This window comes from Hydrogenovibrio marinus (genome assembly GCF_013340845.1).
GTDB lineage: Bacteria > Pseudomonadota > Gammaproteobacteria > Thiomicrospirales > Thiomicrospiraceae > Hydrogenovibrio > Hydrogenovibrio marinus.
On sequence record NZ_AP020335.1, the window covers coordinates 1,337,429 to 1,352,475 of the forward strand.

The following is a 15,047-nucleotide window of genomic DNA, read 5'->3' on the forward strand; positions in this document are numbered from 1 at the left end:
AAAAGTATTGTCATTTAATTCAATTAGTTAGCGCGGTATTATCCTTTGTTTATTAAATTTTTCAATCATTTGCTGAAATAATTTATAGGGTTTTAAGTACATAAATATTGTCTCGTCTGATTTTTATATGGTATAAATCCGGGTTATAAAATTTTTTCAACTACAAGAAGAAAACAGAAATGAATATTGAGACTGATTTCATTGAAGACTATCCAGCTTACGTGCCTGAAAAAGGTGAAGAATACATGAGCCCAAAAATGCGTGAGCACTTTAAGAATAAGTTGCTTGCTTGGAAAAAACAGCTAATGGATGAAGCTTCGAGCACTGTCGATCACCTAAAGTCTGACTCAAGCACGCCTGCTGATCCTAACGATCGCGCGTCACAAGAGGAAGAGTTTGCTCTTGAATTGCGCACACGTGATCGTGAGAGAAAGTTGATTTCAAAAATTGACAAGTCTCTTAAAGACATTGAAACCGGTGAGTACGGTTACTGCAAAATGTCTGGTGAAGAAATTGGCCTTGCTAGAATGGAAGCTCGTCCAACAGCAACCTTAACGGTTGAAATGAAAACCAAACAAGAGATGCGCGAGAAGCAAGGCATTGCCTAATCCTTGCCATTTTCTCTCGTATTGCGATTGCGTTCAATCTGGATTGTATTCAGGTTGAACAAACCCCAACCTTATTCTTTTTGCACCTGACTCAATGGACTTAATTCCCCTCATTGATCAGCTCTCCGCTAGCGACCTCTACCCTCACCCCGTAGAAGTGATCACTACAATTGAAACACACATATCCATTGTATTTCTAACAGGTCAATTCGCTTACAAACTAAAAAAACCAGTTAACTTCGGGTTTCTAGATTTCTCTACGCTTGAACAGCGTAAAAACTTCTGCAGTCTTGAGTTAGCACTTAACAAAAGAACGGCTCCCGAAATCTACTTAGAGGCTGTGCCACTCTATGCACACCATGATCGCTTGAGCTTTACGCAATCCAACGACAGCGAACCAGTGGAGTATCTTGTAAAAATGAACCAGTTTAACCCCAACTATGTATTAGGCCGTTTTTTACGAGAAAACACTTTAGAATTCGAACAAATCGAAAACTTGGCTACACAAATATCAAACTTTCACCAACAGGCTGAAGCCTGCCCGGCTGACCTGATATATGGTCATCCTGACGATGCCGTCCATCCTATGTTGGAAAATTTTCCCTCTTTGATTCAAACTTTTGAGCACCCGGAGGTTCGTTACCGCTTAACACAGCTAGCGCAATGGACACACTTTAAGCAAAAGCAACTTTATTCTCTGCTTGAAGGTCGTAAAAATGATGGTTTTGTGAAGGCTTGTCATGGCGACATGCACCTAGACAACATCACCCTTATCAATGAAAAACCTGTGCTATTTGATGGCATTGAATTCAATGACCAATTTCGTTGGATAGACACTATCAACGACCTTGCTTTCCTGTTGATTGATCTCGATTACAGGCAACAAACTGCTTTAAGAAGACAGCTTCTTTCGTTATACATGAACCAAACTTCCGACTATAAGGCTTTGGAATTGTTACGTTTTTATCAGGCTTACCGAGCTATGGTTCGTGCCAAAATCACTGCCTTGCGCTACCACCAACTCGATAAAAACAGTCGTGAAGCTGAAGATTGCTGGCAAATGGCTCTAGACTATATCAAGCAAGCAGAAGGCTACGCCTATGATGTACCAGACACTAAAATTATTCTGATGCAAGGTATTGCGGGTTCTGGCAAAAGTCACTACGCACAACAACTGCTAAATGAAGTCGATGCCATTATTATCAGCTCAGACATTGAGCGCAAACGCCTATATGGTGTTTCGCCATTGCACCGTGTGACCGAAGAAGAAAAGACCGAACTCTACTCTGCTGAGATGAACCAACGCACCTACGAAACACTGTATGACTTAACTGAAACCATTGTTAAAGCGGGTTATAGCGTTATAGTTGATGCAACCTTCTTGAAGTACCAACACCGAGAAGTCTTCATGGAACTTGCTGAAAAACTGAATGCGGATTATCGAGTGGTTTATATCGAACCGGAAATTAATTTGATTGAGCAGAATATCGAACAACGACTTTATAAAAACGATAGCCCTTCCGATGCGACTATCGACATTATGCATCGTCACTTGGAACAGCTTGAACCTCCTTCACACGATGAAGAAGTTTTTAAACTGACACCGCATGAAAACATTTGCCCGGAAACTTTCAAGTCCTGGCTAAACCGGCCGATATAACTCATATCCTAGTTAACAAACTGTATTTTCTCGGTATTTATTATGAAAAAATGGCTAGTCATTCCTTTTCTGCTGTTTTGCTGCTTGCCTCAGGCAGTCAATGCCGAAGACAATCCGGACGCTCCGCCAAAACCAAAATTTAAGGCTCCGCCTCCACCGCCATCCGGCACGCAAGGGACACCTGATGGCGTAACCTTATTTGGGGTTGCATTAAATGGTGCCGTACGAGACTTGATCAACACCCAAATTAAAGACATCGGTGGCTTCGCTGAAGCTAGATCGACCCAGCGAGAGCACAATTTTGACAAATACTTTCCAACCTTTAGAAAACGTGAACTCTATTATGTTGAGTTTCACTACACGCCAGATGGACAGTTTTATTCCGCTAAAGAGGTCTTCCGCCCTATTTCGACTCGTTTCGAAAACAAGCTAACCCCAATTAAAACCAGAGAAGTGGCACGTCAGTTGGCAGAGAAAATAGGACAACCCAGTAGAATCGAAAGAAAATCTGCCGATGGTACTCCCGGTTATAACGCCTACATTTGGGACGGTAAGAACCTTAAAATCACTGTAGACCGTGTCGGCAGTGAAATTTATGGTGAAGTCTTCGTGCTTTATCAAATGAAAATCAACCCTTATCTGGTTGCATCCTACTAACGACAGCGTTATGATTTAAGAAAAGCAAAGGGTTAAAGAAGATGGATGTTTCAAGCGTAGGTTCAGCGACTCAAAACTCGATTCAAGGCATGCAAAAAGGCTTTGAACAACTAGATCAAGCGAGTAAAGACATTGCAAACCCAAATCAGCCGGATAAGGCAAGCGGCTTAGTACAAACCAAATTCAGCGAAACGCAAGTTGAAGCTTCTACCAAAGCTTTGAAAGCGGCGGATGGTCGTATCGGCACACTTTTAGACGTCATGGCCTAAAAAGTTAGCTACAGTCTTCGATAAACCCTCTAACCTCGTCCCAAGACGCTTCTAAATGCTGAAAAGCATGATCCCCGCCTTCAAAAGCCAATACTTTTGAAGAACTTACTTCTCGATATTTTTCATAAGCAAACTCGTAAGGGATTACTTCATCCCCTTTATCCAACAATAATCGACTTGGTGTCGTTATGGCGCTAGGCGTTATGTACTGTTTTAACGATTCTATATAGGCTTCATCGATAACAATATGCTCCCCGGTTTTAGGATGATCATATTCGCCAATGTTTTGTTCAAAAATAGGAACTGGGTCAAGTGCAGGATTAACCATCACCAAAGGAACTGCATACAACTCAGCCAGATACTCTCCGTAAAAGCCCCCCATAGATGAACCAAAAATCTGCCAGGTTGGGGTTGTAGGCTTTAGCAATACCTCATGTTCAATTATCGTTTTTAAATAGGCAATGGATGCTTCGGGTGAGCTTTGCGGATAAGTCGGAACCAAAACCTCAATACCCAAGCTAGCAAACGCTTTTTTATACCATTGAGCTTTATGGCCTTCTCCACTGCTTAAAAAACCATGCAAATAAAGAATCATGCTAAAATTTATTTCCTATGCTAATGAATGCCAACGCCGAATCACTCAAAAAATTAGACCCGCAACAACCTGAAATTGTTGGGCGCCCTTTTTCTCAAAAAATATTTGATGCTGCAACAAAATTGGGACTGACCCCGCTTCAAGCTCGGCTTGTTGCCATGCGTTTGACGGATGCTGATTTTGAAGATGATAACATGACGGAAATGTTGGAAAAAATCGTTTTTCCGAAACTCAAATACCTCCAACACCCTCACGAACTTAAAAATGCAGAACAAGCGGCTAAACATATTGCCGATGCCATCGAATCAGATGGACAAATTGTCTTGGCCACAGACTACGATACAGATGGTGTCACTTCAGCATGGGTCGCCACTCGTGCACTTGTAGACTATTTTCAGGTTGAGCCAGAGCGCATCACACACATCTTGGGTGAGCGTAGGTCCGGCTATGGTATCACTGATGATGTGGTAGATCGCATTCTAGCCATTGATAAGAAAATTGATTTGGTAATTTCAGCCGACCAAGGCTCCAGTGATGAGGCAAGAATTCAAAGGTTGGCTCAGCATGGCATTTCGGTTTGTGTCACAGACCACCACCAGATACCTGCTGACGGCACACCCAAAAGTGCTATCTGCACAGTCAATCCGCAACAGGAAGGTTGCGAATACGACAAAACGGTAGCCGGCTGTTTCGTTATTTTCTTAGTGATGGGGCAAACCCGCAAAGAATTGATTGACCGTGGTATCCTCCCCGCCTCATCTCCCTCGCTTAAAGACTTGGTTATGAATGTTGCTTTGGGTACAGTCGCAGACAGCGTCAGCTTAAAAGGCGTCAATAATCGTGCAGTCGTGCAAGCGGGTCTTGCCATGATGAATGAATTGAAGCACCCTAGCTGGCAAGCCATGCATGCACTGAATGACAATAACCAACAGCCCTTTACGGCTGAATATCTTGGCTTTCAAGTGGCAACGCGCATCAATGCCGCAAGCCGTGTAAGCGATGTCACCACAGCTTTTCACTTCTTGAATGCTGAAGACTTCCATCAGGCGCAACAAATGTTGGATCAGCTGGAAATAGACAACCTCAACCGTCGAGAACAGCAAGAAACCATGTTATTACAGGCCAAACAAACTGCGGATGCTCTGTATTACCCTGGGAAGTTCACCATGGTCATCAAAATGCAGGGAAATGCGGGGATTCAAGGCATTATCGCTTCTCGCATCGGCGAACAATATGGATTGCCAACCATTGCCATGACGGATTTGGAAGATGGCTTCTTAGCGGGCAGTGGACGCGGCATCATTTCCAACATTGATTTACGCGAAGCATTTCAATGGATGTCCGACCAAGATAACGACCTGTTTGAATCAATGGGCGGACATAAAGGCGCCGCAGGCTGTATGATTCCGATTGAAAAGTTTGATGTATTTTCGGATTTGTTTGAACAGGCAATCCGCCATCAACTTGACCATGAAGTTCCAATATTCCAAATTGAAACCGATGGCCAGCTTGACCCTTATCAGCTAACGCCAAGCCTTTTAGAGGAACTAAACGTGCTGGAGCCATATGGAAGAGATTGGGCTAAACCTTTGTTTTATGGTGATTTTTGGATTCAATCTTGCCGAACAGTCGGACAGACTCAAACCCATCTTGCCTTCAACCTAAAAGCGTCAGATGGACGCCCGATTTCAGCAATCTTCTTTAACGCATTGGATTCCAATGATGAGGCAGTTCCATACCATACAGGTCAGGAAGTTCGTTGTGTGTATCAACCGGCATTGAACCGGTATATGGGGTCAACCAGCCTACAACTCAGGCTGGTTCATGCAGAAGTGATTTAAGCCAGAAACTTTAAGATTTCACTCTCAATATCTTGCTTATCAATAACTGTTTTCTGTGCAACCGGTTTTGAGAACAAAGCTTCAATTTGCGAAGGAATGGATATTCCAGCTTTATCCGCAATCATTTTCAATGCATCACGGTCATGCTCATAAATATCTCCCGTCAGCGCCTTGGCAATAACAGGTGAAAACTTCGTCCATTCCGCGGTTGAATAAGCAATGGTTTTCAATGTTTTATCTTCACGACAAGTGTCATAAGCCTTAAAACAGGTTGCCGTATGTGGACACATCAAGTAACCAACTGAAAACGCTTGTTGAATGTAGTTCATGCCCTCTTCATCTGTACAGAAGTCTGCCGCGAAAATCGCTTGCACTTGAGACAACTCTGCTTCGGTCAACTCGTAGAACTTATGGTTATCCAACTCAAACATCAACTCCTTCGTGCGTTCTGCTCCGAACAAATCGAACAACACGCGCTCAATATTAGAGGACTTCAAAATATCCATTGCCGGTGAAGTGGTTGGAATTACCGAAATCTCACGTAAATCATAACGACCGGTATTAATAAATTTGGTTAGGACATTGTTCATGTTCGAGGCGATGTGGATTTGTTTAACTGGCAAGCCCATCTTGAGGGCATAGTAACCGCCCAAAGCATTACCGAAGTTTCCACTTGGTACATTCAGGTAAACCTGATCACCCATCTGAATCGCGCCTTGACGAACCAACTCCAAATAGCTGTAGATATGGTATATGGTTTGGAAAATAATACGTCCGAAGTTAACCGAGTTGGCCGCTGAAAGCGAGATGTTATGCTCTTTCAGAGCATCACGGAATTTCTCAGAAACCAACAGGCTTTTCAGTGCTGTTTGAGCATCGTCAAAATCACCATGAATCCCAATAACTTTTAGGTTGGCAGCATCTTCTGTAACCATTTGCAGGCGTTGAACATCTGAAGTTCCACCATCTGGATACAAACAAGCTACTTGAACATTATCGCGGTTCTTGAAAGTTTCTAGTGCCGCAGGCCCTGTGTCGCCACTGGTCGCTGCCAGAATCAAATACTTCTCATCGCGAGCTTGAGCAAGGGCTGACAGTACTTTACCGAAAGGCTGCAATGCCATATCTTTGAATGCACGAGTAGGTCCGTGGTAAAGCTCACTCACGAAAAGGTCGTCATATACTTTGACGACTGGAACAGGATTGCTTGGATCATCAAACTCATCATATAGTGCTAGCGCTTCATCAATAATCTTTTCTTCGATATCAATTTCAAACGCCTTCAAGACATCTTTTGCCAATGTCTTGTAACCTGAATTTACATGAGACATGAAAAAAGCTTCATCAAAGCTTGGTAAAGACTCAGGGGAATAAATGCCACCAAAAGAAGACATCGGGCTCAAGATCGCTTGAGCAAAAGAAATATGAGTTGGGCGCTGGCCATCATTGCCACGGGTTTCGATAAATTTCATATGATCCCTGTTGATAAATTCTCGGTCGATGATCCATACAATAAACGATGGAGTTTCAATTATTTAACTAACGGCGAATTATACCGGAAACATTGGTTTTTTTCGCCCTGAATCTACCGTGATTAAACGGTTAATCTGTATATTTCTGGATGGACTTTTTCCAGCGCCAGAATTTCTTCAAATGATTTGGTGTTAGGTAATAGCGATGACTCATCCCTAAATCCAGCAATAGTGAATGAATATCTCCATTTTGAAGTGCAGACAATATTGGAGCAAACCAGTTTTCTTCAAGCTGTTCTATCAGTGATAACCACTCATCTTGCATCATATCGGACATCGCTTCATCCAGCACCACCATCTGCTCGCTAGAGGGATTGTCGACCATTAATTTCTGCCAGGTTGGGTAAGTATCCGGTACGTTCATAAAATTCGATTGCGACAGTTTTGCCAAGCCCTTCAGATAAGCAAAATCTCCCGCCAACACTGCATCTTGCCTTGCATAAATATCTTCTGTACGAAGCTGCCCTTCTCCCCATACCCAAACACCATTGATCTCAGGCAGACCTTTTGAACGACGCTCCTCGTTGACAGGATGTGTAAAAAACAACATTTGAACTTCGTTCATCAGTTGGCGCCAATAAGTGGCTGCATTACCCTCCGGCATGGCATCTTGTATGGATTGGTAACTCACCGCCTCAAGTGAATGCGTCTGTACATCTACGGGTTGAAGGATGCGGATAAACCAACGGAGGCTGCTCCCCAACACCAACTCGACCCTATCTTGTTCAAAGTGCTTATTGAATGTTTCAACCAGCGCTTTTGCCTCGTCATCTTCTAACCCAAGCCCTTCTCCTGGAATCAATACCAACGTATCTCTATCGGGAATCAAATGAACAGGATCAACCCTTAACCAAAAATAGCTCGGATCAAAGCTCTCCAAATCCACGATTGCGGTGGTCGGCGCAACAGGCAGCGTACTTTTTTGATGAAACAAATAACTGGCATTATCCGAAAAGGAGATTTGATGCGTTTTATCTTTTGGCAGTTTATCTGCTTTAGCCAAAAGCGTTTCAAGCGCGGAGAAGCGTTTTCCTTCAAGCGCACCACCAGCTTCAGCAATATGCGCTGGTGTCAGAAGATTGGGAACCCACAATGTTAAAGCCGACGAGGTCATACCCTCTCCTAAATGATTGAATACATAACAATAAGTTATTAAAAATTAAACAAAAAAGCCTTCAATTAGAAGGCTTTTTCTTTCAGGTGTCTTCAAGTAATTTCGAGTTTATTTGAACCCTGCTACTCGAATACGCATGATGTCACCATCAATCTCTTCCATACTCTCAAGTGCTGAAATCGCTTGATTGATTGTAGATTCCTGAACCTTGTTGGTAATCATCACAATCGTAGCATCATCTTCATTATCTGCACATGGCTCTTGGTGAAGCAATTCAATACTGATCTGCGATTGCGCCATGATTGAGGATACTTTTGCCAAAACACCTGCATGGTCTTTTGCGTAAAATCTTAGATAGTACGCTGACTTAATGTCATCAATGGCAACCACTGGTGCTGAAGTAAGCTGATCCAAAGCGAACCCTAGACCCGGTACGCGATCTTCTTGTGGTTGGCGCAATGCACGGATGACATCAATAATATCCGCTACAACCGCACTTGCCGTTGGGCCTGCCCCTGCCCCTGGTCCATAATAAAGTGTTTGACCAACGTGATTACCGGCTACCATAACGGCATTCATGACGCCGTTCACATTTGCAATTAGAACAGAGTCTTTTACCAAAGTTGGGTGAACTCTCAATGAAAAGCCATTATCTGCTCGTGCTGCAATACCAAGATGTTTGATTTGGTAACCTAGTTTTTGTGCAAACTGGATATCATCCCCAGTGACTTTTGAAATCCCTTCTGTGTAGACCTTGTCGAACTGCAGTTCGATGCCAAAGGCAATGGAGGCCATAATGGTCAATTTATGCGCTGCATCAATCCCTTCAACATCAAATGTCGGATCTGCTTCTGCATAACCTAATTCTTGCGCTTTTTTCAAAACTTGTGAAAAATCAGCCCCCGGCTTTTTCATCTCAGTCAAGATGTAGTTCCCGGTTCCATTAATGATACCCGCCAGCCATTCGATTTGGTTAGCGGCAAGCCCTTCTCTCAGCGCCTTGATGATTGGAATACCACCTGCAACAGCTGATTCATAAGCAATCATTACGCCTTGAGCTTCAGCGGTCTTGAACAACTCGTTACCATGTTCGGCAATCAAAGCCTTGTTTGCCGTGACGATATGCTTTTTGTTTTGGATTGCTTGTTCCAAACAGGTTTTCGCAAGCGTTGTCCCACCCATCAATTCAACAACAATATCAACATTAGGGTTATTTACAACCGCCAAAGGGTCTGTCGTTAAATCAATGCCCGTTGTGTCAACAGGTCTTGCGCGATTAAGGTCTCTAACAGCGATTTGCTCAACTTTAACGGAAACTTTTCCGCCCAATCGTCTTTGAATTTCGGTCTGAGTGGTTTGCAAAATATTGACCGTTCCACCACCAACAGTACCTAACCCTAGAAGACCCAATCTTACTTCTTTCACGAAAACTCCAATTCCTTACTCAATTTCTAATTTATAAAAAAAACGATAACTCTTAGACGTTGACGTTAATCAACCCGTCTTTGCGGAACATATCACGAATACCACGAATTGCCTGACGTGTTCTGTGCTCATTTTCAATCAAACCAAAGCGCACGTGATCATCTCCATAATCACCAAACCCGATACCTGGCGCCACAGCAACTTTCGCTTCCGTTAAAAGCTTTTTAGAAAACTCTAACGAGCCCATCGCTTTGTACTCTTCAGGAATCGGTGCCCATACAAACATGGTTGCTTTAGGCGGTTCTACTTTCCAACCAATAGAGTTCAGTCCTTGACACAAAACATCACGTCTTGATTTGTACATATCGCTGATTTCTTGAACGCAGTCCTGAGGCCCTTCCAATGCTGTAATGGCCGCCACCTGAATCGGAGTAAAGGTTCCATAGTCCAAATACGACTTCATACGTTTCAACGCGTAGACCAACTCAGGATTCCCAACCATGAAGCCAACACGCCAACCTGGCATGTTATAGCTTTTAGACAAGGTATAAAACTCTACTGCAATGTCTTTTGCGCCTTCCACCTGCATGATAGAGGGGGCTTTATAGCCATCAAATGCGATATCCGCATAAGCCAAATCGTGGATAACCCAAATATTATGCTCTTTAGCAATAGCGACCACTTTCTCGAAGAATGGCAATTCAACCGTTTGCGTCGTAGGGTTTCCAGGGAAGTTCAACACAAGCATTTTAGGTTTCGGCCAGGATTCTTTGATAGCCTTTTCCAATTCTTCAAAGAAGTCGACATCAGGCGTCATGCGAACATGGCGAATGTCTGCCCCCGCAATCACGAAACCATAAGGGTGGATAGGATAAGCCGGATTCGGAACCAAAACCGTATCCCCTTTATCCACTGTCGCCAACGCCAAGTGCGCCAAACCTTCTTTAGAACCGATCGTAACAACCGCTTCGGTTTCATAATCCAGATCCACGTCAAACTTGGTTTTGTACCAGTTGCAAATGGCACGTCTCAGGCGAGGAATCCCTTGTGACACAGAATAACGATGCGTTCCTTCACGCTGAACCACTTCAATCAACTTATCAACAATGTGTTTCGGCGTATCTTGATCTGGATTCCCCATACCGAAATCGATAATGTCTTCGCCTCTGCGGCGGGCCTCGGCTTTTAACTCACCGGTAATGTTGAATACATAAGGAGGAAGTCGTTTAATTCTCTGAAAGTCGCCAGTCACGGAAAATGAACCTTGTAAAAAAACGCACGAAATTGTGCAAATGCTGTGAGATAAATTTAAGCTGTTAATGATATACAGAAATGCCCGATTTCGTCAATGCAATTTGCGCTATAATTACGGCTAAATAAGCACTAAACATGAGATTTCGACGAGCTGTTTTATGAAGTTTACCGAACACAGAGATTCCAACATCTTGACTGTCAAAAACTACCAGGTTGGGGGGGTCAAAGTAAATAATGATTGGATAAATCACAGTTGCTATCTAAACCAAAAAAATCTGGTCGAAAACTGGGCTTGTGACACCCTTGAAGCGCTTAGCGAAGCTCGCCTAGATGAACTGTTCCTACTACAGCCAGAAATCATTATTCTTGGTACTGGAGAAAACCAGCAATTCCCAGCACCCAAGTATTTTGCCTATTGTGCACAGAGAGGCATTGGGCTTGAAGTTATGGATAACTCAGCTGCTTGTCGAACCTACAATGTTTTGACTACAGAGCAGCGCGAGGTGGTACTGGCGCTGATTATTTAACCCTACAAATCAGTGTAAAAATTTTTGATGGAATAACGGCTTAGCATCGACTTTTCGTCCATGATAACGCGCCTCGAAAAACAGTTGAGGTTCTTGTACATCGCCGGTTACGCCAACCGTCGCAATGAGAGCCCCCTTCTTCACTTCCTGCCCTTCCTTCACCAATAGACTGTCATTGTGTGCATAAATTGTAAGATACCCGTCATCATGCTTAATGATGATTAATCTTCCATAGTGCTCAATACCACTACCAGAATAAACGACTTCCCCCTGCTCTGCAGCATAAACGGCTTCGCCGACTGGAGCCTTAATTACTAAGGCATTGTTTCCAGCGGAATCACTCAAAAATTGGTAATTATATGGTTTACTCAACGGCCATCCAAAACCGGATGTAGAATCCATTTTCGGCGCTTTATGCTCACTTTTAGAGAAGTCATGTACCAAAGGTGCTTTGGTGACTTTGCGGGGTAACACCAACTCTTGTTTGATGTACAAGGTATAAGGCGGGTGTAAACCATTAGCATCGGCCAGCTTCATCATATCCACACCACAACGGTCGGCGATAATACTAAGTGTGTCTCCGGAACGAACCACATAGGGAGATGAGCACCCGGATGAACCGGATTGACTTCGTGGTGAAATACGATCTTCTTGACCAAACATTCTGTCTTGATCATTAAAGTATTGATCACCACCATTCCAACCTCTGTACTTGGCTGGAGAGCATGCGTAGAGCGACACGCAAGAAAGCAACAAAAGCAAATTCCTAACGATGCGAAGGCTATTTCGTCTCATGAATTCAAGTGTTTGATTAACAAGTAACCTAATACTAACACAATTGTTCCATAGCCTAAATAATCAACCGAACGTCGAATTTGGGCCTCATATTTCTCGCCACCTTTTTTCATTAAAAAGGCGACTAGATAAAAGCGTGCACCTCTACCAACCAAAGACGCAATGATAAAAGGCAAGATTGCTAAGTGCATCGCACCCGAAGCAATGGTAAAAAGCTTGTATGGAATAGGGCTAAAACCAGCTAAAAACACCACCCAAAAACCATATTCATTGAAAAAGCCTTCTACTTGATGATATTTATCAAGGTAATGCATTGACTCAATAATAGGCAGCACAGCGTCCAGCATCAAGTAACCAATTAAATAACCGAATATCCCACCGAATAGCGAACCTAGTGTAGTAATCAAAGCAAAGCGATAGGCTTTTTCAGGTTGGGACAGTGCCATCGGCATTAACATGACATCTGGAGGGATCGGGAAAAAAGAAGACTCAGCAAAACTCATTCCGACAAGATACCAAGGTGCTTTAGGGTGTTTCGACCAGCTAATTGCCTTGTCGTATAGTTTGGTGAATATTCTCATAATGGTTATTCTGACTCCGTCACTAGGCCTGTTTTCATTGGAACAAACAACACTTCGCCCAAACACTCTTCTTTGACACCGGTCGATGTCTTGATGAAGCCGTATAAGTACTGTTTCTCTTCCCCTATCGGCATAATCAAACGACCATTTTCACAGAGTTGTTCAATGAGCTCTTCGGGGACTTTAGCAGGTGATGCCGCTGAAATAATACCATCAAAAGGTTTGTGCTTAGGCCAGCCCCAATGCCCATCAGACAAGGTAAAGTCAATGTTATGGAGTTCAAGTTTTGCTAGAACGTTCTGCGCACGGTTCAGTAAAGGTTCAATACGCTCCACACTGTAAACGTGCTTTGCCATTAGTGACAAAATTGCCGTTTGATATCCTGAGCCAGTCCCGATTTCCAATACCTTATAAAGAGGGCCGTTTTGAAAAAGCCAAGATGTCATTTTAGCAACCACCCAAGGTTGCGAAATAGTTTGGCCATAACCGATCGGAAGCGCCGTATCCTCATAAGCACGAGTCGCCATCGCTTCATCCAGAAAAAGATGTCTTGGTGTTACTCGGATGGCATTCAACACATCCGAATCATTAACACCATGGTCGATAAGTCTTTGCACCAACCGATTACGGGTTCTTTGTGAAGTCATCCCAAGCCCTTGGTTTTCTCGGAAAGCTTCATTAGGATAAATAACTTGTTGTTGCGTGAAGGTAGAAAGTTCTGAAAAGTCGAGTTTCATCGCCGTTTAATTAAACCAATCTGAAAGTTTATTGAGCATATCATAATGCGTTAAATCTATTTTCAACGGCGTCACGGATGCATAACCGTTTTCAACAGCATAAAAATCTGTTCCTTCACTGGCATCTTCAGCTTCGCCAGCAGGACCGATCCAAAAAATATGGTTCCCTCTGGGATCCTGATGTTTGACAACCCGCTCCGAGCAATGTCGCTTACCCAACCTGGTCATTTTTATCCCTTTAAGGTCTTCTACTGGGATATCAGGAACGTTAATATTCAAGATTGTATCGGCATCTAGGGGCATGTGATGAAAATCTTTCAAAAACAGCCTCAAAACCTCACTTGCTGTTTCAAAGTGACGGTCACCACACAATGAAATCGCGATGGAAGGTTTTCCTAAAAAACGCCCTTCTGTCGCCGCTGCAACTGTTCCGGAATATAGAACATCATCCCCCATATTCGCGCCGGCATTAATACCGGAAATCACCATATCAGGCTGATAGTCCAAAGCACCATTCACCGCAAGGTGGACACAATCTGTAGGCGTTCCATTAACGCAGAAGATGTGCTCTTCCAGCTGTGTCATGCGTAAAGGTTCTGTGAGGGTGAGAGAATTGCTGGCAGCACTTCTATTACGGTCAGGAGCAACAATCAACATCTCGGAGTGGAAGTCGGTAGAATTTAGACATTCATATAATGCACGTATTCCCGGTGCGTTATAGCCGTCATCATTTGAAAGCAGGATTTTCATGTACTCATAATTTTTAACAAAAACTGAAAAAGAGATTACCCGATCACAACCAAAACTAGAAAGTGTAACCTGCAATAAACGAAATACATTCTACACCATTCATTTTAATGTGAAGCTAAAATACACATAAGTTCTGATTCAAAACAAAGCATTCAAAATATGACTCGAAAGAATGACGATGAAAAAAATTTATTTGCGGAAGCAATGAGTGACGTAACACCTTTGCAGCTGTCTTCCAATAAGGTTGCTTCGGAAAAAAAGCCGCGGCCTGTCAACACTAAAAAACCAATGCGCTCGAATACACGCTTTAATACTGCTGACCTCTATAACGAGCCCGCGGACAAAGTGTCTGCTCACGAAACACTATTTTTTCAACGATACTCATTGAGTAAAAGCGATTTAAAAGCATTGAAAAATGGAAGCTTTCAATATAACTGGTCAACTGACCTTCACGGCTTAACCGAGCTTGAAGCTGAAAAACAACTTATTGATTTTCTAAATGATGCGTTGTTACATGAACAAAAACATGTGTTAATTGTCCACGGAAAAGGCTACCACTCGAATACAGAACAGCCTGTTTTAAAGAACCTTGTAAACCAAGTTCTAAGAAATTGGCCGCATATTATTGCGTTCTGTAGTGCAAAACCTAAAGATGGTGGAACTGGCGCAACCTACGCTTTTCTAAAACTCAAGAAAGATTAA

16 protein-coding genes are annotated in these 15,047 nt (G+C 43.1%); 7 read left to right on the top strand and 9 right to left on the bottom strand.

Annotation, left to right across the window (positions count from 1 at the left end):
• Window positions 1–179 precede the first annotated feature (179 nt).
• The 4 genes from dksA (at window position 180) to HVMH_RS06350 (ending at window position 3,194) form a co-directional block, all read left to right on the top strand.
• Window positions 180–608: an RNA polymerase-binding protein DksA gene (gene dksA, locus HVMH_RS06335; RefSeq protein ID WP_029909027.1), complete on the top strand. Its 429-nt coding sequence runs from the start codon at window positions 180–182 to the stop codon at window positions 606–608.
• A gap of 94 nt (window positions 609–702) precedes the next feature.
• On the top strand, window positions 703–2,268 hold the full coding sequence (locus HVMH_RS06340) for a bifunctional aminoglycoside phosphotransferase/ATP-binding protein (RefSeq protein ID WP_029909029.1): 1,566 nt from the start codon (window positions 703–705) through the stop codon (window positions 2,266–2,268).
• Between the two features lie 42 nt (window positions 2,269–2,310).
• Complete coding sequence (locus HVMH_RS06345; protein ID WP_029909030.1) at window positions 2,311–2,925, top strand: hypothetical protein; 615 nt, start codon at window positions 2,311–2,313, stop codon at window positions 2,923–2,925.
• 41 nt (window positions 2,926–2,966) lie between these two features.
• Window positions 2,967–3,194 carry a hypothetical protein gene (locus HVMH_RS06350; protein ID WP_029909033.1) on the top strand — a complete coding sequence of 76 codons (228 nt, stop codon included), beginning with the start codon at window positions 2,967–2,969 and terminating at the stop codon, window positions 3,192–3,194.
• Window positions 3,195–3,198: 4 nt separating this feature from the next.
• Here HVMH_RS06350 and HVMH_RS06355 read toward each other — a convergent pair whose 3' ends face one another.
• Window positions 3,199–3,789, bottom strand: coding sequence for a YqiA/YcfP family alpha/beta fold hydrolase (locus HVMH_RS06355; RefSeq protein WP_051622972.1), 591 nt, complete (start codon window positions 3,787–3,789; stop codon window positions 3,199–3,201).
• A 17-nt stretch (window positions 3,790–3,806) separates the two neighbouring features.
• Between HVMH_RS06355 and HVMH_RS06360 the strand changes: the two genes are divergently transcribed.
• Window positions 3,807–5,630 carry a single-stranded-DNA-specific exonuclease RecJ gene (locus HVMH_RS06360; protein ID WP_232087735.1) on the top strand — a complete coding sequence of 608 codons (1,824 nt, stop codon included), beginning with the start codon at window positions 3,807–3,809 and terminating at the stop codon, window positions 5,628–5,630.
• Here HVMH_RS06360 and thrC read toward each other — a convergent pair.
• The 4 genes from thrC to alaC form a co-directional block, all read right to left on the bottom strand.
• Window positions 5,627–7,102 (bottom strand): threonine synthase, encoded by a 1,476-nt coding sequence (thrC, locus tag HVMH_RS06365; protein WP_029909039.1) that lies wholly within the window; start codon window positions 7,100–7,102, stop codon window positions 5,627–5,629. The two genes, HVMH_RS06360 and thrC, sit on opposite strands and share 4 nt — an antisense overlap.
• Window positions 7,103–7,232: 130 nt before the next feature.
• A complete protein-coding gene (locus tag HVMH_RS06370; protein ID WP_029909041.1) occupies window positions 7,233–8,276 on the bottom strand; it encodes a hypothetical protein in 1,044 nt (347 codons plus the stop codon).
• Window positions 8,277–8,384: 108 nt separating this feature from the next.
• Complete coding sequence (locus HVMH_RS06375) at window positions 8,385–9,701, bottom strand: homoserine dehydrogenase (RefSeq protein ID WP_029909042.1); 1,317 nt, start codon at window positions 9,699–9,701, stop codon at window positions 8,385–8,387.
• A 52-nt stretch (window positions 9,702–9,753) separates the two neighbouring features.
• Window positions 9,754–10,953 carry an alanine transaminase gene (alaC, locus tag HVMH_RS06380; protein WP_029909044.1) on the bottom strand — a complete coding sequence of 400 codons (1,200 nt, stop codon included), beginning with the start codon at window positions 10,951–10,953 and terminating at the stop codon, window positions 9,754–9,756.
• 160 nt (window positions 10,954–11,113) lie between these two features.
• On the opposite strand from alaC, the gene HVMH_RS06385 reads away from it, so the two are divergent.
• Window positions 11,114–11,482 carry an Mth938-like domain-containing protein gene (locus tag HVMH_RS06385; RefSeq protein ID WP_029909046.1) on the top strand — a complete coding sequence of 123 codons (369 nt, stop codon included), beginning with the start codon at window positions 11,114–11,116 and terminating at the stop codon, window positions 11,480–11,482.
• A gap of 9 nt (window positions 11,483–11,491) precedes the next feature.
• On the opposite strand, the gene HVMH_RS06390 is transcribed toward HVMH_RS06385, so the two are convergent.
• The 4 genes from HVMH_RS06390 to surE form a co-directional block, all read right to left on the bottom strand.
• On the bottom strand, window positions 11,492–12,238 hold the full coding sequence (locus tag HVMH_RS06390) for a M23 family metallopeptidase (RefSeq protein WP_051622973.1): 747 nt from the start codon (window positions 12,236–12,238) through the stop codon (window positions 11,492–11,494).
• Between the two features lie 35 nt (window positions 12,239–12,273).
• A complete protein-coding gene (locus HVMH_RS06395; protein WP_332102798.1) occupies window positions 12,274–12,780 on the bottom strand; it encodes a YqaA family protein in 507 nt (168 codons plus the stop codon).
• Between the two features lie 83 nt (window positions 12,781–12,863).
• Window positions 12,864–13,505, bottom strand: a complete 642-nt coding sequence (locus tag HVMH_RS06400; protein ID WP_029909051.1) for a protein-L-isoaspartate(D-aspartate) O-methyltransferase — start codon at window positions 13,503–13,505, stop codon at window positions 12,864–12,866.
• Between the two features lie 96 nt (window positions 13,506–13,601).
• The gene (gene surE / locus HVMH_RS06405; RefSeq protein ID WP_029909053.1) at window positions 13,602–14,345 is read right to left on the bottom strand and encodes a 5'/3'-nucleotidase SurE; all 744 of its coding nucleotides are present in this window, start codon (window positions 14,343–14,345) and stop codon (window positions 13,602–13,604) included.
• Window positions 14,346–14,504: 159 nt separating this feature from the next.
• On the opposite strand from surE, the gene HVMH_RS06410 reads away from it, so the two are divergent.
• Window positions 14,505–15,047, top strand: a complete 543-nt coding sequence (locus HVMH_RS06410; protein ID WP_051622974.1) for a Smr/MutS family protein — start codon at window positions 14,505–14,507, stop codon at window positions 15,045–15,047.